The sequence below is a fragment of the Bacillus velezensis genome (assembly GCF_001461825.1).
GTDB lineage: Bacteria > Bacillota > Bacilli > Bacillales > Bacillaceae > Bacillus > Bacillus velezensis.
In genome coordinates, this window is record NZ_LLZC01000012.1 from 646,655 (window position 1) to 664,987 (window position 18,333).

24 protein-coding genes and 1 pseudogene are annotated in these 18,333 nt (G+C 49.0%); 15 read left to right on the forward strand and 10 right to left on the reverse strand.

Features of this window, described 5'->3' with window-relative positions; genetic code table 11:
* Nucleotides 1–47 precede the first annotated feature (47 nt).
* Nucleotides 48–794, forward strand: a complete 747-nt coding sequence (locus AR442_RS07200; protein ID WP_014305356.1) for a polyketide synthase — start codon at nucleotides 48–50, stop codon at nucleotides 792–794.
* A 36-nt stretch (nucleotides 795–830) separates the two neighbouring features.
* Here the strand turns inward: AR442_RS07200 and proC are convergent, their stop codons facing one another.
* Nucleotides 831–1,670 carry a pyrroline-5-carboxylate reductase gene (gene proC / locus AR442_RS07205; RefSeq protein ID WP_021494272.1) on the reverse strand — a complete coding sequence of 280 codons (840 nt, stop codon included), beginning with the start codon at nucleotides 1,668–1,670 and terminating at the stop codon, nucleotides 831–833.
* A gap of 396 nt (nucleotides 1,671–2,066) precedes the next feature.
* Here proC and AR442_RS07210 point away from each other — a divergent pair, with 396 nt between their 5' ends.
* From AR442_RS07210 to AR442_RS07230, 5 genes are all read left to right on the forward strand, one after another.
* Nucleotides 2,067–3,026, forward strand: a complete 960-nt coding sequence (locus AR442_RS07210; RefSeq protein ID WP_021494271.1) for an MBL fold metallo-hydrolase — start codon at nucleotides 2,067–2,069, stop codon at nucleotides 3,024–3,026.
* A 5-nt stretch (nucleotides 3,027–3,031) separates the two neighbouring features.
* Nucleotides 3,032–3,808 carry an SDR family NAD(P)-dependent oxidoreductase gene (locus AR442_RS07215; RefSeq protein ID WP_021494270.1) on the forward strand — a complete coding sequence of 259 codons (777 nt, stop codon included), beginning with the start codon at nucleotides 3,032–3,034 and terminating at the stop codon, nucleotides 3,806–3,808.
* 16 nt (nucleotides 3,809–3,824) lie between these two features.
* Nucleotides 3,825–5,174, forward strand: coding sequence for a D-serine ammonia-lyase (gene dsdA, locus AR442_RS07220; protein WP_021494269.1), 1,350 nt, complete (start codon nucleotides 3,825–3,827; stop codon nucleotides 5,172–5,174).
* 74 nt (nucleotides 5,175–5,248) lie between these two features.
* Nucleotides 5,249–6,208: a type I pantothenate kinase gene (gene coaA, locus AR442_RS07225; protein ID WP_003153290.1), complete on the forward strand. Its 960-nt coding sequence runs from the start codon at nucleotides 5,249–5,251 to the stop codon at nucleotides 6,206–6,208.
* Between the two features lie 24 nt (nucleotides 6,209–6,232).
* Nucleotides 6,233–6,622: a VOC family protein gene (locus AR442_RS07230; RefSeq protein WP_029973629.1), complete on the forward strand. Its 390-nt coding sequence runs from the start codon at nucleotides 6,233–6,235 to the stop codon at nucleotides 6,620–6,622.
* A gap of 1 nt (nucleotide 6,623) precedes the next feature.
* Here AR442_RS07230 and AR442_RS20285 read toward each other — a convergent pair whose 3' ends face one another.
* From AR442_RS20285 to AR442_RS07250, 5 genes are all read right to left on the reverse strand, one after another.
* Nucleotides 6,624–6,791 (reverse strand): DUF4083 family protein, encoded by a 168-nt coding sequence (locus AR442_RS20285; protein ID WP_007409388.1) that lies wholly within the window; start codon nucleotides 6,789–6,791, stop codon nucleotides 6,624–6,626.
* Between the two features lie 86 nt (nucleotides 6,792–6,877).
* Nucleotides 6,878–7,948: an AI-2E family transporter gene (locus AR442_RS07235; protein WP_014418301.1), complete on the reverse strand. Its 1,071-nt coding sequence runs from the start codon at nucleotides 7,946–7,948 to the stop codon at nucleotides 6,878–6,880.
* Nucleotides 7,949–8,021: 73 nt separating this feature from the next.
* Nucleotides 8,022–8,228 carry a YqzH family protein gene (locus AR442_RS07240; protein ID WP_003153294.1) on the reverse strand — a complete coding sequence of 69 codons (207 nt, stop codon included), beginning with the start codon at nucleotides 8,226–8,228 and terminating at the stop codon, nucleotides 8,022–8,024.
* Nucleotides 8,229–8,328: 100 nt separating this feature from the next.
* Complete coding sequence (locus tag AR442_RS07245) at nucleotides 8,329–8,673, reverse strand: YolD-like family protein (protein ID WP_014418300.1); 345 nt, start codon at nucleotides 8,671–8,673, stop codon at nucleotides 8,329–8,331.
* Nucleotides 8,674–8,688: 15 nt separating this feature from the next.
* Nucleotides 8,689–9,915 carry a DNA polymerase IV gene (locus tag AR442_RS07250; RefSeq protein ID WP_014418299.1) on the reverse strand — a complete coding sequence of 409 codons (1,227 nt, stop codon included), beginning with the start codon at nucleotides 9,913–9,915 and terminating at the stop codon, nucleotides 8,689–8,691.
* Nucleotides 9,916–10,130: 215 nt separating this feature from the next.
* Here AR442_RS07250 and AR442_RS07255 point away from each other — a divergent pair, with 215 nt between their 5' ends.
* The 5 genes and pseudogenes from AR442_RS07255 to AR442_RS07275 all read left to right on the forward strand — a co-directional run bounded on the left by AR442_RS07255 (nucleotide 10,131) and on the right by AR442_RS07275 (nucleotide 12,571).
* On the forward strand, nucleotides 10,131–10,601 hold the full coding sequence (locus AR442_RS07255; RefSeq protein ID WP_014418298.1) for a GNAT family N-acetyltransferase: 471 nt from the start codon (nucleotides 10,131–10,133) through the stop codon (nucleotides 10,599–10,601).
* A gap of 12 nt (nucleotides 10,602–10,613) precedes the next feature.
* Nucleotides 10,614–10,958 carry an antibiotic biosynthesis monooxygenase family protein gene (locus AR442_RS07260; RefSeq protein WP_014418297.1) on the forward strand — a complete coding sequence of 115 codons (345 nt, stop codon included), beginning with the start codon at nucleotides 10,614–10,616 and terminating at the stop codon, nucleotides 10,956–10,958.
* A pseudogene (locus AR442_RS07265) lies at nucleotides 10,955–11,920 on the forward strand (GNAT family N-acetyltransferase); the annotation flags it as partial. The gene AR442_RS07260 and the pseudogene AR442_RS07265, both read left to right, overlap by 4 nt.
* A gap of 74 nt (nucleotides 11,921–11,994) precedes the next feature.
* Entirely contained in the window at nucleotides 11,995–12,357 is a 363-nt protein-coding gene (locus AR442_RS07270) for an iron-sulfur cluster biosynthesis family protein (protein WP_014305346.1), read from the forward strand.
* Nucleotides 12,332–12,571: a DUF2552 family protein gene (locus AR442_RS07275; protein ID WP_003153307.1), complete on the forward strand. Its 240-nt coding sequence runs from the start codon at nucleotides 12,332–12,334 to the stop codon at nucleotides 12,569–12,571. The genes AR442_RS07270 and AR442_RS07275 overlap by 26 nt, the downstream gene beginning before the upstream one ends.
* Nucleotides 12,572–12,610: 39 nt before the next feature.
* Here the strand turns inward: AR442_RS07275 and AR442_RS07280 are convergent, their stop codons facing one another.
* Nucleotides 12,611–13,525, reverse strand: a complete 915-nt coding sequence (locus tag AR442_RS07280; RefSeq protein ID WP_025649815.1) for an alpha/beta hydrolase — start codon at nucleotides 13,523–13,525, stop codon at nucleotides 12,611–12,613.
* A gap of 122 nt (nucleotides 13,526–13,647) precedes the next feature.
* Between AR442_RS07280 and AR442_RS07285 the strand changes: the two genes are divergently transcribed.
* Nucleotides 13,648–13,872, forward strand: a complete 225-nt coding sequence (locus AR442_RS07285) for a YqkE family protein (protein WP_007409396.1) — start codon at nucleotides 13,648–13,650, stop codon at nucleotides 13,870–13,872.
* A gap of 32 nt (nucleotides 13,873–13,904) precedes the next feature.
* Here AR442_RS07285 and AR442_RS07290 read toward each other — a convergent pair whose 3' ends face one another.
* Complete coding sequence (locus tag AR442_RS07290) at nucleotides 13,905–14,825, reverse strand: aldo/keto reductase (protein WP_014418294.1); 921 nt, start codon at nucleotides 14,823–14,825, stop codon at nucleotides 13,905–13,907.
* 62 nt (nucleotides 14,826–14,887) lie between these two features.
* The gene (gene mciZ / locus AR442_RS07295) at nucleotides 14,888–15,010 is read right to left on the reverse strand and encodes a Z-ring formation inhibitor MciZ (RefSeq protein ID WP_003153315.1); all 123 of its coding nucleotides are present in this window, start codon (nucleotides 15,008–15,010) and stop codon (nucleotides 14,888–14,890) included.
* Between the two features lie 78 nt (nucleotides 15,011–15,088).
* On the opposite strand from mciZ, the gene AR442_RS07300 reads away from it, so the two are divergent.
* Together AR442_RS07300 and AR442_RS07305 are read left to right on the forward strand one after the other, a co-directional pair.
* Nucleotides 15,089–15,643, forward strand: a complete 555-nt coding sequence (locus tag AR442_RS07300) for an NUDIX hydrolase (protein WP_003153317.1) — start codon at nucleotides 15,089–15,091, stop codon at nucleotides 15,641–15,643.
* A complete protein-coding gene (locus AR442_RS07305) occupies nucleotides 15,643–16,791 on the forward strand; it encodes a TIGR00375 family protein (protein ID WP_053284903.1) in 1,149 nt (382 codons plus the stop codon). Before AR442_RS07300 ends, AR442_RS07305 begins: the two co-directional genes overlap by 1 nt.
* Nucleotides 16,792–16,803: 12 nt before the next feature.
* Here the strand turns inward: AR442_RS07305 and AR442_RS07310 are convergent, their stop codons facing one another.
* Nucleotides 16,804–17,157: a helix-turn-helix domain-containing protein gene (locus AR442_RS07310; protein WP_003153320.1), complete on the reverse strand. Its 354-nt coding sequence runs from the start codon at nucleotides 17,155–17,157 to the stop codon at nucleotides 16,804–16,806.
* 176 nt (nucleotides 17,158–17,333) lie between these two features.
* On the opposite strand from AR442_RS07310, the gene AR442_RS07315 reads away from it, so the two are divergent.
* Complete coding sequence (locus tag AR442_RS07315) at nucleotides 17,334–18,323, forward strand: type I asparaginase (RefSeq protein ID WP_003153321.1); 990 nt, start codon at nucleotides 17,334–17,336, stop codon at nucleotides 18,321–18,323.
* The last annotated feature ends 10 nt before the right edge of the window (nucleotides 18,324–18,333 follow it).

Genomic DNA, 18,333 nt, shown 5'->3' on the forward strand with positions numbered 1-18,333 from the left:
TCAGAGCCGGAAAGGCTTGAGTATTTTTAAAGAAACGGAGAATAAACATGAATCCAATGATTGATGTACAGGAAACAGAACCGGGCATTGTGCAGGTCACAATGCAGGATACGGCCGGGAAAAACGGGCTGTCAGAAGAGTTTGTCAGAGAGCTGCACCGGGTATTCCAAGACATCAATGCCCATCCGTCCTATAAAACCGTCCTTCTGACGGGTTACGGAAATTATTTCTGCACGGGAGGAACGCAGGAGGGGCTTTTGACCATTCAGAGCGGAAAGCTCCAATTTACAGATTTAAAGCTTCACAGTCTTTTATTGGATTGCAGGATTCCCGTGATTTCCGTCATGCAGGGGCATGCGATCGGAGCCGGCTTTACGATCGGTCTGAGCTCGGATTTCGTGATTTTAAGCAGGGAGAGTTTTTATTCTTGTAATTATATGAAGTACGGATTTACACCGGGAATGGGCGCGACGTATATTGTGCCTGAAAAACTGGGAATTGTCCTCGGGGAAGAAATGCTGTTTACGGCCGCGAACTTCAGCGGCGCCGCTCTGGAAAAACGGGGAGTTCCGTTTGAAGTGCTGCCGAAAAAAGACGCCCTTCAAAGAGGCCGCGAATTAGCCCGGCTGCTGGCGGATAAACCGAGAGCCTCACTGGTTGCGCTGAAAACCAATGTGACCGCACGGATCAAAAGAGAGCTGACAAAAGCGGTTGAGGAAGAGGTGAACATGCACGAAGCCACATTCCATCTTCCAGAAGTAAAAGAGAGAATCAGCCGCTTATACGGCAGTTAAACAGAATGAAAAAAGCATGGGAAGCCCCATGCTTTATCACTGATCCGTCTTTTGCAGAACGGAGCCTGCGAATTGTTCTTTAATTTCGGCGCTCCGGGCTGCGGTTTCTGCGATGCAGTGCATGATGGCTTCTTCAAAGCGGCGCTCGTCTAATGCGCGAAGGCCTGCTTCAGTCGTGCCGCCCGGGCTTGTGATTTCCTTGCGCAGGCGTTCAGGCCGTTTGCTGCTTGTTCTGAGCATTTCCGTCGCCCCGGCCATGGTTTGTAAAATCAGCTCTTTTGCCGTTTCTTCCGGCAGGCCGGCTTGAAGGGCGGCCTTTTCCATCGCTTCGACATACCGGTACACATAGGCGGGACCGCTTCCGGCAATGGCTGTGACGGCATCAAGGTGTTTTTCTTCAAAGCGCGTCGCTTCTCCGATTGTTTCCAGAAGCTCTTTTGCCGTCCGGATTTCAGCTTCACTCGCCTCGGAGCTTGCGGAAAAACCGGTCGCCGATTGCTGAATGGCCGCGGATGTATTCGGCATCGCCCGGATGATGGTGAGCTTTCTGCCGAAATATTGCTGAATCGTGTGAATCGTCAGCCCTGCGATGACAGAAATCACAAGCTGATCTTTCACGTATTCGCGAATGTTCTCAATGCTTTCTGCCGCATCTTTCGGTTTAAAGGCGAGAACGATAATGTCGGTATTGCTGAAAAACTCTTCTTTATCCCGGCACGGTTTCACTCCGTACGTTTTTTGGAGCTCTTCAAGCCGGCTGTCATTTGACCGGTTTGTCATATATATATGTCCGGGGGCTGTCATTCCGCTTTGCAGCAGTCCGTTCACCATTGCTTCCGCCATTGATCCGGCCCCGATAAAACCGATTTTCTTCATATAAATCCTCCTTCTTCTCAAAACACAAAAAAACCTTCCCGTCAAAAAGGACGAAAAGGTTTCGCGGTACCACCTTACATTAGCACGAATCAGCCGTGCTCAGCTCAAATCCCGTAACGAGGGGATACGTTTAGGTTTTCCTAACCGCTCTGAGGGCAGGTTCTGTAAACAAGAGGGCCGCAATGTCTTTCAGCCGGGGACATTGCTCTCTGCTGCCGTTGTTTATATACTAGTTCCTCGTCATCGCGTTCCGTGTTTTCTAGTTTGTTGTTCATTATGCTATGCGCAAGAGCGGGATGTCAATCTTTTTTTCCGATATGCGGCAATAATGACACAGTGAAAAGAAAACGCTAAAATATGATTATTCAGGAATGAAAAGAACGAAGGAGCGTAAACATGGCAGCGAGAAAGATCATTCCGATACGTGTGCCGACTCCGTTTGCAGTCGGCGACGTTATCGTTTATTTAATAAAAGATGAAGCCTTAACCCTTATTGATTGCGGCCCGAATACAAAGGAAGCGGCTGAATCGCTCTCATTGCAGCTTAAGGAACACGGGGTTTCTGCGGCGGATATAGAACAGGTGGTGCTCACTCATCATCACGCAGATCATTCAGGTCTGCTGCACCTTTTTTCTGAGGATACGGAAGTAATAGGGCATCCGCTGAATGACAGGTACATTACTCAGGATCAGTCGTATATCGCCCGGCAGGAGGACTTTTTCCTGTCGCTTATGACTGAAATGGACGTTCCCCTGACGCCTGAAGACATACATAAAACAGTTAAGCTGTCATACTTATTTTCTGCAAACCGTCCGTTAACGAAAACAGTGGGAGAAGGCGGAAAAATTGACGGGCTTAACGGCTGGACGGTGCTCGAAATCCCGGGCCATGCCGCTTCTCACATTGCGCTCTACCATGAAAAAAGCGGTGAAATGTTCAGCGGCGATCTGCTTTTGTCCAACAGCTCCACCAATCCGATTCTGGAAGCTCCGGAAAAGGGGGGCGTGCGCGCGGCCCCGATGCTCGACTACTTGAACTCAATGAAGCGGCTGTATGACTTAAACCCGTCCTTATTATATCCGGGACACGGCGATCTGTTGACAGACGTAAAGCCTGCTTTTGACAGGCGGCTTGAAAAACAGAGAAACCGGTCGGAATATGTGCTGCGCCTGTTGTCAGAGGATACGCTGACGGCTTTCCAGGTATGCCGGCGGCTGTTTCCGGCTGTTTATGAAAATGAAATGTTTTTAACGATGTCAGAAACGATCGGCCATCTTGACGTGCTGGCCGCCGAAGGGAAGGCTGTATCCTTTCAGTCGGGGAACACTCTGATGTTTAAAGCTGTGAAGGGGTGAAGGAAATGGGCAGATTAACGGATAAGCGGATTTGGATCACCGGAGCATCCGGCGGACTCGGAGAACGGCTTGCATATTCCTGCGCGGCAGAAGGAGCTCATGTTTTTTTATCCGCGAGGCGGGAGGACCGCTTGCAGGAAGTGAAAAAGACGATTACCGCGCGCGGCGGGCAGTGTGATGTCATTCCGTTTGACGTCCGGCATGCAGAAGAGGCTGAAAACGTAAGGCGTTTGATCGGTCATGTTGACGTATTAATCAACAACGCCGGCTTCGGCATTTTTGAAACGGCCGCTGATTCATCTTTGGATGATATGAAGGCAATGTTTGAAGTCAACGTCTTCGGATTAATCGCCTGTACGAAGGCCTGTCTTCCTGTGATGCTTCATGCGAAAAGCGGCCATATTATCAATATCGCCTCACAGGCCGGCAAATTGGCGACGCCGAAATCAAGCCTTTATTCTGCAACGAAGCACGCCGTGTTAGGGTATTCCAATGCGCTGCGGCTTGAGCTGGCCGGTACGGGTGTAGCTGTGACAACGGTTAATCCCGGTCCGATCAAAACAGACTTCTTTACAATTGCAGATAAAGAGGGCGGTTATGTGAAAAGCGTCGGCAGATGGATGCTTGATGCCGACCATGTGGCAGAGCGCATTACATCCATGATTCTGACGGATAAACGGGAAATGAATCTTCCGCGATGGATGAGCCTCGGGACGAAGCTGTATCAGCTTTTTCCATCGTTTACAGAAAAACTGGCCGGCCGCGCATTAAAGAAAAAGTAACAAGGGGGAAAAAGGAATGTCCGACCGGGATATACACAAGACATTGATGGCAGAGCCTTTCGTCAGGCAAATGGCGGAGGCGCGTGAAGTATTTTGGATCAACCCGCATAAAACCGATGATCCAGTAAAGCATGGTGCTGAATGGAAACAGGAGATTGCCGAAGCGGAAGAAAGGCTGCGCCGGTTTGCGCCTTATATCGCATCGGCTTTTCCGGAGACGGAAGCGGAGGGAGGCCTCATTGAGTCTCCGCTTGTCTTAATCAATGAAATGAAAAAGCGTCTGGAACACAGCGCCGCTCAGGCTTTCCCCGGGCGTCTGCTTTTGAAATGCGACGACGAACTTCCGATTTCCGGTTCCATTAAAGCGCGCGGCGGGATTTACGAAGTGCTGAAGCATGCCGAAGATCTCGCGGTAAAAGCGGGAATGCTCTCAGCAGACGACGATTACAGCATATTGACTGAAGAACGGTTTACCGCTTTTTTCTCAAAATACTCTATAGCCGTCGGCTCTACGGGCAATTTAGGTCTGAGTATCGGCATAATCGGCGCGAAGCTCGGCTTTTGTGTGACCGTTCATATGTCCAGTGACGCAAAGCAGTGGAAAAAGGAGCTGCTCCGGGAAAAGGGGGTTCGCGTCATCGAATATGAAGCAGACTACAGTCTGGCTGTCAAAGAGGGGCGCATGCAGGCGAAGCAGGACTCTTATTGTTATTTTATTGATGATGAGCATTCCCGGGATCTGTTTTTGGGGTATGCCGTTGCGGGAAGCCGTGTGAAAAAGCAGCTCGATCAAATGAACATAAAGCCTGATGCAGATGAACCGCTTTTCGTTTATTTGCCGTGCGGGGTCGGAGGAGGCCCGGGCGGCGTCGCGCTTGCGCTAAAGCTGATCTATGGCGAGCATGTCCATATTTTTTTCGGTGAGCCGACGCATTCACCGTGTATGCTGTTAGGACTGTTTTCCGGCTTGCATGACGGAATCAGCGTGCAGGATATCGGTCTTGATAATCAAACGGCCGCCGACGGACTCGCGGTGGGAAGGCCGTCCGGACTGGCCGGCCCTCTGATGGAGCCTATACTAAGCGGCTGTTATACCGCCGATGACGGCACGCTTTTTTCGCTGCTTTTTCAATTAAGGGCGGCCGAGAATAAGAGCCTTGAACCCTCTGCACTCGCCGGACTGGCCGGAGCCGTCAAGGTCGTTCAGACCGAAGCCGGAAACCGTTATATAAAAGAACGGGGGCTTGAGATGGAAAATGCCGTGCACCTTGTGTGGAGCACCGGCGGAAGCATGGTTCCGGAGGAGGAAATGGAAGAGTACAGCCGGATCGGTTCCTCATTTGTGAAAAAAATGGGCAGACAGTGAAGCGGTTTTCCGTTACAATCTTTGTAAGCGTTTGTTTTTTATCGGAAAGCCATACAGAGAGATTGGTGTGAATTGTGAAAAGTAAAGAATTGAACTTACATACATTGTATACGCAGCACAGCCGCGAGTCGTGGGCCGGATTCGGCGGCCACCTTTCCATTGCCGTTTCAGAGGAAGAAGCCAAGGCCGTAGAGGGGCTGAATGACTACCTGTCGGTGGAAGAAGTAGAAACGATTTACATTCCGCTTGTGCGCCTGCTCCATCTTCATGTCACGTCTGCCGCAAGACGGAATCAGCATGTCAACGTGTTTCTGAAGCATCCGCATTCAGCCAAAATCCCGTTTATCATCGGAATCGCGGGCAGCGTCGCCGTCGGCAAAAGCACGACGGCGAGAATTTTGCAAAAGCTTCTTTCCCGTCTGCCGGACAGGCCGAAGGTGAGCCTGGTGACAACCGACGGTTTTTTGTATCCGACAGCGGAATTAAAAAGGAAAAACCTCCTGTCCAGAAAGGGATTCCCGGAAAGCTACGACGTGAAAGCGCTGCTTGAATTTCTGAACGATATAAAGTCAGGGAAAGAGAGAGTGGAGGCGCCCGTATACTCCCATCTTACGTATGACAGGGAAGAGGGCGCCGTCGAGGTTGTCGAAGGTGCGGATATCGTTATTATCGAAGGAATCAATGTCCTGCAGTCGCCGACATTAGAGGACGACAGGGAAGATCCGCGGATTTTTGTATCGGATTTCTTTGATTTTTCGATCTATGTGGATGCCGAAGAAAGCCGGATTTTCACGTGGTATTTGGAGCGTTTCCGCCTCTTAAGAGAAACCGCTTTTCAGGATCCGGCTTCTTATTTTCATAAATTTAAGGATTTGTCTGATGCAGAAGCGGATACCATGGCCGCCTCCATTTGGGAGAGCGTCAACCGTCCGAATCTGTATGAAAATATCCTGCCGACAAAATTCAGATCGGATTTGATTTTGAGAAAAGGTGACGGCCATAAAGTTGAAGAGGTGCTGGTAAGGCGGGTGTGATGTGAGGAGGAAGCGAATATTATGATGCATCATATTGAATTGTATGTATCTGACTTGAAAGCCTCCGCCCGGTTTTGGGGATGGTTTTTAGGTGAGCTCGGTTATAGGGAATTTCAAAATTGGGACTCCGGCATCAGCTGGAAAAACGCAGGATTTTATGTTGTGCTTGTACAGACAGAGGAGCGTTTTTTAACACCGGAGTACCACAGATGCCGGGTCGGGCTGAACCATCTGGCTTTTCATGCTGCATCAAGAGAGCAGGTTGACGAGATGACAGAAAAGCTGCTTGCCAGAGGATGCCCCGTGCTTTACAGGGACCGCCATCCATATGCAGGCGGAAGCACGCATTACGCCGTATACACGGAGGACCCGGATCGGATAAAAGTGGAGCTCGTTGCTCCTGCTTCTGAATGAACTATAACTTTTCGTTTTTTTCTTCGCGCAGCGCGTCGAGTTTCTTTTCGATTCTGTCCAATTGTATGCGGCGCTTGTTCAAGCTTCTGAATACGTATATCACGGCAAACAGGAAAAACGCGGCTGCAATAAATGAAATCAATTGAAAAATGACATCACCGATGTTCATCTTTTTTACCTCCGTGTGCGGCGGGCTGAAGAAGCCCGCCGTTTTTTCATTTTGACCGATGTGAAGACATGGGGGATGAATCAGTCCTAGCTTTGTGTTTTTCTGAGAATGAATAGTTTCTGCATGTGGCTTATGACCACTTTTGCGGCCGCATATCCCGGAATGGCCAGCAGCATCCCGGCAATTCCTGAGAATTTGCCGGCGGCAAGCAGAAGAAAAATAATGGTCAGCGGGTGAATGTCCAGCTTCCGTCCCATAATTTGCGGGGAAATCAGCTGGCTTTCAAGCTGCTGGACAATGACGACGACCGTAATCACCAGCACCGCCTCGGTCGGTGAATCGAACAATCCGACAATGACTCCGGGAAATGTGCCGATCCAAGGCCCGATAAACGGAATCAGGTTTGTCACCATGGCGAACGCGCCCAGAACGAGCGGATAATCGAGCCCGATTATAAAATAGCCGATTGTGACGAGAACGCCGACACAAAAACTGACGAGCAGCTGTCCTTGTATGTATGAACTGAGAGCTTCATCCATGTCCCGAAGGATTTGTTTTCCTTCTTTTTGATGTTTTTCCGGAAGAAGCCGCAGCAGTCGCCGGGGGGCTTTGTGTCCTTCTTTTAACATGTAATACAGCGCAAACGGAATAATGGCGGCGGTGATGGCGGCATTGGCAGCCGTACCGGCCAGGCTGCTGAGAGAATCAGCGATTGAACCGGAATAATTTGCGGCTTTGTCTGCTAATTTTTTAAAGGAATCCCCATGCTGAAGCCGGGAAAACCATTTGCTGTCCTGAAGATGCCCGATCCAATTTTCAGCTTTTGCGGAAAGCTCCGGAATATGATCTGTGAAGGCTGTAAACTGTTTTTGAACGGCAGGGCCCGCCGTATAAAGGAAGAGGACAAAAAGGCCGGCTGTTCCCGCATAAATCGCTAAAATCGCGATTCCTTCGGGCAGCTTTAATTTCGCATGCAGCACTCTGACGAGCGGGCGGCACAAATAGTAAAGGACGCCCGATAATACAATAGGCGGAAACAAGGTTTTAACCGTAATCACAACAGGCTGGAACAAAAAGTCTATTAATGTTCCGAGATAAATGATGAGAAATAACAGAAGAACGGCATAGCCGATCCTGAAATAAGGCCCGACAGGCATATCCTGCACCACGCAATCTTTAAGGGTTTACTCTCGGACGTTTCCCTTATCGCCCGGTGCATAAACGTCCGTGTCAGGAAAACTGCCCCTGATTGGTGACGTAATCGTAGATAATATCTTCTACATGGGCATGGAGATCCTCATCGGGTTCTTCATTCCTTCTTTCTTCTAAAGCTTTTTTTAAACTCTGTTTTTCATAGGGGCTCAGCGGATCTGTCGACACATTCCGTCCATACTGGCGGAGGGCTTGTCCCAGCATTTTTTCTATAAATTGATCCATCATATATTCTCCTATTCTTGTCATTCATCTTTATTCTACTAAATATCATGTGATCCTCCCACTCTTCTATCATATTTTCTGTCAGGCCGGGGTAGGATTTTTATTCCAATTCAGCTGAGAGAATACGATGAAACGGCAGCGTTAACGCATCTTCATCGTTTATGATTTTTAAACGTTTTTCGTCATGCATCACTTGTTTTACCCAGCCCCAAAAGCGGCGGGGGCCGTGTGCGGAAGCGTAGGTGACCGAAATGGCCCTGTCTTCTTTAATTGACGCCGCAATGATGCGGTTCATGTCGTTCAGTTGCTCTTCGCTCAGTTCCGGAGGCCGGAATTCCCGTTCTTTTCGTTTTTTCGCAAGCAGCTGCTCCCGATGTTCGGGCAGCATCATCCGGCTTGATTCCCACATGACATTATACCCGGGTGTTAATTTGTTCGGATTCATGTATATCACCTCAAATTATTTGTAATGCCCGCCGATTTTTTCAGCCCGGTGAAAGGCTTGGCCGGCCTCTGTCAGTGAAGCGGCATGGAGGAGCGACGCAGGGCCGTACCGCTCATGAATATCATCCAATACTTTGCCGAGACTGATCTTTTTTTCCTGGGCATCGAACAGGCTCAGCTGAACATAATCACAAGGCTCCAGCTGGGAAAGGGAGACGCCGGCGCTGCGGACGGGCTCACCGTTCCAATGCTCTTTGAAGAGCTTGACCGCCGATTTGAAAATATCCATTCCGAAATTAGTCGGAGACACCAGCTTTCTCTGTCTGTGAAAACCTGAAGGAAATTCAAAATCAGCGCCTCTGATGCTGACCGAAACCGTATGGCCGATGTATTGTTTGAAACGGGCGCGGCGGGCCACTTCTTCGCTTAACTCCAGCAGCACGACTTTGATATCCTCAAAGCGGCTGTAGTCTCTCGGGAGGGTCATGTTATGGCCGATCGCTTTTTGCCGGCTGTGCGTGTTGACGGTGACCGGAGAGGGATCGATGCCGCGGGCTGTCCGCTGAAGCAATTCGCCGTTAATGCCCCAGCGTTTTTTCAGCAGTTCGGCTGGGTGCCCGGCAAGCCCGCCGATTGTGCTGATGCCCATCCGTCTTAAATGATGCTCCATCCGTTTTCCGATGCCGAATAATTTTCCGACCGGCAGCGGCCACAGATCCTGCCTGATATTTGACATATCCAATCTGTGGATGCCGGATGCGTTTTTTTTGGCAAAATGGTCGCAAGCCATTTTCGCGAGCGCCTTATTCGGCCCGATGCCGACACGGGCATAAATTCCGAATTCACGCATAATCGCTTGCTGAATGCTTTTGGCAATTGTAAAAGGATCACCGAACAGCCGCCTGCTTCCGGTCACGTCGAGAAACTGCTCATCGATGGAGTAGGGTTCTACAAGATCGGTATACCGTTCAAACAGTTCGGTAATCATGACGGATACATCAATATACCGCTGCATCCGCGGACGGACAATAACGGCGTCGGGACATTTGGCCTGCGCTTCCCACAGCCGTTCGGCATTTTTTACGCCGTATCGTTTGGCGAGCGGACAAGCCGCAAGCACGACGCCGCTGCGTCTTTCGGGATCTCCCGAGACAATCACGGGCCGGTTTTTGAGATGAGGCGCTTCCGCTTTTTCCACAGACGCATAAAACGATTGCATATCTACAAGAAGAATATCAGCCATAAAAAAACCTCCGGGAACATTTGTTCTGTTTTTCATTGTACCCGAACAATGATCACGTTTATACTGGTAAATCATTCCCCGGCTGGAAGGCATGCTGATTCGTTTGCTTGAAAAGAAATCATTTACAATTGCAAACAACCCACATATAATTTTTTATATTCCAATGAGAAGAGCTGACATTCATTTTGCCGGACGAAAAGGAGAGTCAATCGATAATGGATATTCGAACAATTACCTCTGAAGACTATGAAATGGTTACGTCTGTTTTGAATGAATGGTGGGGCGGCAGGCAGATGAAAGACAAACTGCCGCGCTTGTTTTTTGAACATTTTCAGGACACAAGCTTTATCACGTACGGGCCGGAGGGAATGACCGGTTTTTTAATCGGTTTTCAGTCACAAACAGACCCTGAGACAGCCTACATTCATTTTTCCGGTGTGCATCCGGATTTCAGAAAAATGCAAATTGGAAAACAGCTCTACGACCGATTTATGGAGACGGTGAAGAAAAGGGGCTGCACAAAAGTCAATTGCGTGACGGCGCCTGTCAATAAAGTATCAATCGCTTATCATACAAAATTAGGCTTTGAAGTTGAAAAAGGAACCAAAACCGTAAACGGAATCCCTGTTTTTGCGAATTATGACGGTCCGGGAGAAGACCGGATTCTGTTTGTGAAATATATGTAGAGGGGGATGAATATGGGTTTTTTAGCTAACACGCCCAAACCGCCCTATTATGCGGTCATTTTTTCATCAATAAAGGGAAAATATGATAAGGAATATGAACATACGGCAGAGCGCATGATGAATTTGGCAGGCGGACAGCCGGGATTTTTAGGCGCGGAAAGCGTTCGGGAGGAAAACGGCTGCGGCATCACGGTTTCCTACTGGGACAGCCTGGAGGCGATTAAAAGGTGGAAAGATCATACGGACCACCAGGCGGCAAAACAAAAAGGAAAAAGCGCCTGGTATGAAGCGTACGCGGTCCGCATTACGAAGACGGAGTCACAGCGGATGTTTGCGTCAAAAGGGGCGGAAGATTGATTACATTTTTACAGCATACACAAGAACAGACCGCGCGGGAAATTGCGGCGGTTCAGCGCTGCTCTTATCAAAAAGAAGCCGAGCTGATCGGTTTTTTCGGCATTCCCGCCCTGCATGAAACACCCGATGATATACAGCGGTCACGGGAGACGTTTGCCGGTTTCAAGGAAAAAGATCAGCTTGCAGGCGTCATTTCGTATGAAAAAAGGGGATATGACCTTGTCATATGCAGGCTGACGGTGCATCCGTCCGGCTTTCGGAAAGGGATCGGACGGGCGCTTCTTCAATTTGTGATAGACGAGAACCGGGACGCCCAAAAAATAGAGGCGGCTACCGCCAGCCAAAACGTTCCGGCAGTCTCTCTCTATTTAAAAACCGGGTTCACGGAAGCCGGACAGATTGAGACGCCGGAAGGGCTGACCCTCTCGTTTTTTCATCTTTATCCGAAGAGGAAAGCGGAAGTTGTTCCGTACAAGCCGGAATGGAAAGAAATGTTTGAAAGAGAGAAGGCGGACTTGATCCGAATCTTCGGTCCAGCACTTCATTCTGTCAGCCACATCGGCAGCACCTCCATCCCGCAGATGGCCGCCAAACCCGTCATCGATATACTGGCGGAGGTCAAAGATATTTTGGATGCCGACCGATTCAGTCCGCAGCTGGAAGCGCTCGGCTATGAGGCGAAAGGGGAAAACGGGATAGAGGGCCGGCGTTTCTTTCAAAAAGGCGGCAACAAGCGCACACACCACGTTCACATATACGAAACAGGCCATCCGGACGTGAAGCGTCATCTGCTGTTCCGGGATTACCTCACTGCAAAGCCTGAAAAAGCGGCTCAATACATGGAACTGAAACGGCACCTCGCTGAGACACACCCATACGATATGGCAAAGTATAGTGAAGGGAAAAATGACTGGATCAAGGCGGCTGAACAAGAGGCAAAGGTCTGGGAGAGCGGGCTGCTGTAAAGAAAGCAGAAACAATGCATACAGCGGCTCGGTATGCTACAATGGCGAAAATGAAAAACGGAGGATCATCTATGCAAATACATGTGACGGATGCGGCGAAACACACACTTCAGCAGGCGATGGACGCCAACCCGGGGAAAAAAGCGCAGCTCCGCTATGACGCAGAAGGCTGCGGGTGCGCGGTGAGCGGCGTGCCGACCATCTGGCTGGCGGACGAATTAACGGGACAATGCGAAGCTATTGAAACCAACGGACTTCCGCTTTACATCCAGACCTCACAAAAAGTGTTTTTTGACGAGGAAATGACAATCGATTACAATGAAAAGGCAAAAACGCTCGTCTTAAAAAGCCCGGCAGAGATGCTGAGCCCGAGAATGAGCATATTAGTAAAGCAGGGAGAAACGGAAAGTGAATCAAAAGCTGAAAGCCATTAAACAGACGGCACAGCATAAAACGTGGGTATCCTTTTTGAACAACAACCATCCGTACAGTCTGCTGCACTGGTCCATCGGAGGCGCTGAATCCGTTCAGAAGGATGTCTGGCTGCTTCAGGATGAGATGACCTTCAAAGCGCAGGAGTTTACGACAATCGACCTCGCCATTGACTGGATCGGAGAAAATATGGACGGGATTACCGACGTTTTATGACGGGAAAGCGAAAGAACCAGCATACGTTCTTTCGCTTTTTTACGTTTGCGTCATGGTATCTAAAAAGGTTTGAACGGCTTTGCGGTAGCTCTCCGGATTTTTGGTGTACGACATGGCATGCCCGCCCGATTCGGCCAGATAGAGCATCTTAGGGCCGCGTTTTCTGCGGTGCAGCAATTCGGAAGAAGCGGGAGGTATATAATCATCTTCCTTACTGTGAATAAACAGCACGGGCTGCCGGATGCGGCTGATAACCGATAGAGGAGATACATCACGGATACGGTATCCTTCTCTCATCCGCAAAAAGAAATCAGCCAAAGGCAGAAGCGGCCACGGAGGCAGCCGGAACTCCCGCTTCAGCCTGTAGGCGAGCTGATCGCGAAAGCTTGCGAACGGACAGTCCGCAATATAAAAATCAGCGCCGTTTTCATCCTGATGCCCGCCCGCGTATAATAAGGCCGTCACCGCTCCCATCGATTCCCCGTGGATGCCGATTTGACCGCCGTCTCCGGTTTTGTGTCTCACCCAATTCACGGCTTCTTCCAAATCATCTTTTTCAAAATAGCCGTAGCTCGTCGTTCTGCCGCCGCTTTTTCCGTGCCCGCGGTGGTCATATACGAGCACATTCCAGCCTAAATCTAAAAATAAATCCATGTATTTCAATGAATTGAACGAATTTACGGTAACGCCGTGACAAATAATCATGGTGTTTGCCGTATGATGCGGGGCGACGTAAAAGCCTTTGATCTCATACCCGTGGCGTGACAGGATGACGGCCTCTTCTTTTTCCATGGCCTGAAAGGAATCAAATCTATCATGCCCGTCCGCCGTTTCTTTTTTCATGATATCTTCATCCGTCTTTTTCTTCATAAACATAATCAGATTCGTAAAAGCGAATCCGGCAGCCAAAAAGACTGCGCAAGCCGAACCGAACACCGCCAGCCATTTTTTCACACAGGCACCCTCCTTTAATATAAAAAATCCTTCCTCCGGCTTTTTGGGACCGTGAACGTTGCCGGCCTCCGGCGCTCCGTGGTACACTTGCTTCACCATATTCAGATACGGGGGGCGTAATGATGAAAAAGCAGCTGCCTAAAGAAAAACACAGCTTAAAAGACGATCTGGAGGAAGATCTGAAGGCCAGGCTTTTGCAAATGAAAAGTGAGCTGAAGGAAGAAGACGAGAAAAAGCAGGCGCAGCAAAAGGCGGAACAAATCAGAAAACGAAAAGAAAAAGAAAAACATAAAAGCTTTGAAGAGCTGCTGAATGAAAGCAGTCTCGATTGGCACAAATATAAATAAACCGGCATCTGAAAAGGTGCCGGTTTTATTGTTTAAGAACGATGGGCTTCGTATACGTCCCGTTTTGTATGATATTGCAGGGCTTTGATTTCATGGCTGCTTAAACGCCGGGCCTCTGCAGCCGAACAGTTTTCTCTCAGCTGCTCAAGTGAGCTGGCTCCGGTGATGACAGAAGCGACGGCCGGCTGTGACAGCAAGTATTGAAGAGAAAGCTCCGTCATGCTCAAGTCAGGTGCGGCAGCGCTGATCGCTTTTTTGGTTTCTGCCAGTTCTGCAAAAGAATATGTTAAATAGCCGTTCTCTTTTACGCTTGCGGCCGCTTGATCAAGCGGTTTTTCCGTAAGAAGCCCTTTAGCGACAGGCCCTCTTGCGACTACGCTGATTCCGTTCTCCTCTAAAAGGGGAAGCCACTCCTCGGGACGCCGGTCCAGCAGGCTGTATTGCATCATAATGCTGGTGATATTTGATTTTTTCACATATTCTTTAATAACATTCGGACGAATCGAGGAAATGCCGTAATACCGGATGACACCTTCCTGTTTTAAGTCCTCAAAAGCTTCGATCGTTTCGTCAATATGGTCTTCCATCGTGCCGCCATGCAGCTGATAAAGGTCGATATAGTCCGTTTTCAGCCGGCGCAGGCTGTTTTTGACCGCTTCTTTTATGTATCCTTTGGAAGCGTCCCAATGCCAGCCGTCTTTATCATCATTCCAGCGGTTTCCGGCTTTCGTGGCTAAAATGATGTCGTGCCTGCGGTTTTTGACGGCCTCCCCGACAATTTCCTCATTTCTGCCGAAATCATAAAGATCAGCGGTATCTAAATAATTGATTCCAAGCTCGATCGCTTCATCCAAAATAGACAGCGCTTTAGCTTTATCCGTACCCAGCGACATACAGCCGAGCCCGATTTCGCTTATTTCTAAATCAGAATGTCCCAGTGTGCGTTTTCTCATCGTTTCGCTCCTTTTTATAGTCTTTTATTGACCGTAATATAAAGGCGCGAAGTTTTCAACTGTTAAGGCCCGGTGATCCAATCTCCGACATAGCGGAATGTCCGTCCGTATTCTTTCAGTTTAGCCCGCACTTCCCACGCCTTTCCGACCAATACGATACTCTTATCCTTCCGGTACACCTTCAATCGAAAAGCACCTCCCTCTCATGCATGTATGATAAAATATATGAGGCATAATAGAGAGACAGAACGGGAGATGACATGATGAAACATTTAGAAGAAAAAACACTTGCGAAAAAAAAGCTGTATGACGGGAAAGTCATAGATCTTTACTTAGAGGATGTAGAGCTCCCGAACGGAAAAACAAGCAAGCGGGAAATCGTCAAACATCCGGGAGCGGTGGCCGTACTTGCGGTGACCGAGGAAGGAAAAATCATTTTGGTGAACCAGTTCAGGAAGCCGCTGGAACGGACAATCGTTGAAATTCCGGCCGGGAAGCTTGAAAAGGGAGAAGAGCCGGAACATACGGCGTTAAGAGAGCTCGAGGAAGAAACGGGATATACGGCGGAAACCTTGACGAAAATCACCGCTTTTTATACATCACCCGGGTTTGCTGATGAAATCGTGCATCTCTTTCTTGCGGAAGGGCTTTCGCCGCTGGAAGAAAAACGAGAGCTGGATGAGGATGAATTTGTCGAAGTCATGCAGGTCACGCTTGAAGAGGCCGTGAAGCTGATTGAATCCCGCAGGGTGTATGACGCAAAAACGGCGTACGCGATTCAGTATCTCCAGCTGAAAGAAGCGCTGAAGGAAAAATGATGAAAACCATCTATGCGGATCTGCATATTCATATCGGCCGCACCCATACGGGAAAACCGGTCAAAATCACCGGGGCCAAAACGTTGACGCTGCACCGGATTTTAGAAGAAGCCAGTGAGGGGAAGGGAATTGAACTATTGGGCATCATCGACTGCCATTCCCCGGAAGTCATAGAAGAAATCGAGCGCGGAATTGATGAAGGCAGATACCGTGAGCTGAAAGAAGGCGGCATCCGGTATCGGAATACGACGCTTCTATTGGGCAGTGAGCTTGAAATCTATGATCACACATGCCGCGGGCCGATTCACGTTCTCGTCTTTATGCCGTCTCTTGCCGAAATGAAGATGTTTTCTGAGTGGCTCGCAAAAAGGCTTAAAAATATCCATCTCAGTTCCCAGCGCATTTATGAAACCGGTTTGAATCTTCAGAGGAAAACAAAGGAATTGGGCGGGCTGTTTATTCCCGCCCATATGTTCACCCCGCATAAAAGCCTGTACGGAAAAGGGGTCAGATCTTCTTTGACAGAAGTTTTTGATGCGGCGGAACTCGGGTTAAGCTGCGACACCGACATGGCTTCGCGGGTAACGGAACTTGATCCGTATACATTTTTAACAAATTCTGATGCGCATTCCTTAGGGAAAATCGGCAGAGAATATAATGAAATGCTTCTTAAAGAGGCGAATTTCACGGAATTTTCGCTGGCTTTAAAAGGGAAGGACGGAAGAAAAATCACGGCGAATTACGGGCTGAACCCGAAGCTCGGGAAGTATTACCGGACGGCTTGCGACCGCTGCGGCAGCCCGGTTGAAAAAGGAGCTTCCGCATGTCCGGAGTGCGGGGGGAAAACAATGACAAAAGGGGTCAGTGAACGGCTGGAGGAACTGAGCGGCCCGAAAAAAAGCCGCGTGCCGCGGCCGCCGTATATTCATCAAACCCCGCTGCAGTTCATTCCCGGGGTCGGGCCGAAAACGTTAGAAAAACTGAAACGGGCCTTCGGGACGGAGATGGCGATTCTTCATCAGGCGCAAGAAGAGGAATTGGCGCGTGTCGTCCAGCCTAAAATAGCGGCTGTCATTCATAAAGCGCGCACCGGGCAACTTGTCCTTGAGGCCGGGGGCGGAGGGACGTACGGCCGAATCAAGCCGTAAAAAAGCCGGTTTTTAGCGGAGCTCCTCCTGCACCTTCTTTTTCGTGCGGACAAACGCAATCAATTCGATGATTTCATCCTGATTCAGCGGCTGTCCGTCAACGGTCAGTGTGCCGCGGCCTTGTGCGGCGTTTGTTAATTCGATGGTCTGGGTAAACGGCTCCGCTTTTTTTTCAGTGCGCCCCAGTAAATCGTCGCACGTCGTGTCAAACAGATCGGCAAGCGTGCCCAGCGCCTCGAATGACGGACGCCGGTATCCTGATTCATACCCGGCGTACGTGCTTTTGGCGATGCCGAGACGGTCAGCCGTATATTGAAGAGACCAATTTTTCTTTTTTCTCAGTTCAGTTAAACGATCTAAATTCATATTCAAAACCGCTCCTTTTCACTTGAGCAAATTATATCATATCGATATGTAAAAGTGTACGCGAACTGAATAATAATCACTTGATTAATTTCATTCGTCTGTCTATAATTTGATTAAAAGTATGCGAAAAGCGAATGCTTAACACATCTTGAGAAATGGATGAAGAGGTGCAGGGTATGAAAAAATTATTGCTGTTAACAACCGGAGGAACAATCGCCTCAGTCGAAGGAGAAAACGGGCTTGCACCCGGGGTGAAAGCAGACGAATTGTTAACCTACGTATCAAAACTTGATAACGATTACACGATGGAAACCCATTCGTTAATGAACATCGACAGCACAAATATGCAGCCTGAATACTGGGCCGAAATCGCAAATGCTGTCAAAGAAAAATATGACGCATATGACGGGTTCGTCATTACGCACGGGACAGACACAATGGCTTATACATCAGCGGCACTGTCTTATATGCTTCAGCATGCTGATAAACCGATCGTCATTACGGGTTCGCAAATCCCGATTACATTTCAAAAAACCGATGCCAAAAAAAATATCACGGACGCGATCCGCTTCGCATGTGAAGGGGTGGGCGGCGTATACGTCGTATTTGACGGCAGAGTCATTCAAGGCACACGCGCCATTAAATTAAGAACGAAAAGCTATGATGCATTTGAGAGCATTAACTATCCGTATATCGCGTTTATTACCGAAAACGGAATTGAATATAACAAACAAGTGCACATGCCAAAAGACGATGCTTTTACGGTCAATACTTCACTTTGCACGGACGTGTGCCTGCTCAAGCTCCACCCGGGGCTGAAACCGGAAATGTTTGACGCATTAAAGGGCATGTACAAAGGAATCGTCATTGAAAGCTACGGCAGCGGCGGCGTGCCGTTTGAAGGAAGAGACATTCTCGCCAAAGTCAATGAAATGATTGAAAGCGGCATTGTCGTCGTCATTACGACACAATGTCTTGAAGAAGGAGAGGACATGAGCGTCTATGAAGTCGGCCGAAGAGTCAATCAAGATCTCATTATCCGCTCCAGAAATATGAACACGGAAGCCATCGTGCCGAAATTAATGTGGGCGCTCGGCCAGTCTCACAACTTGGCTGAAGTCAAAAACATTATGGAGACACCGATCGCAGACGACGTTGTACTGTAAAAACATGACT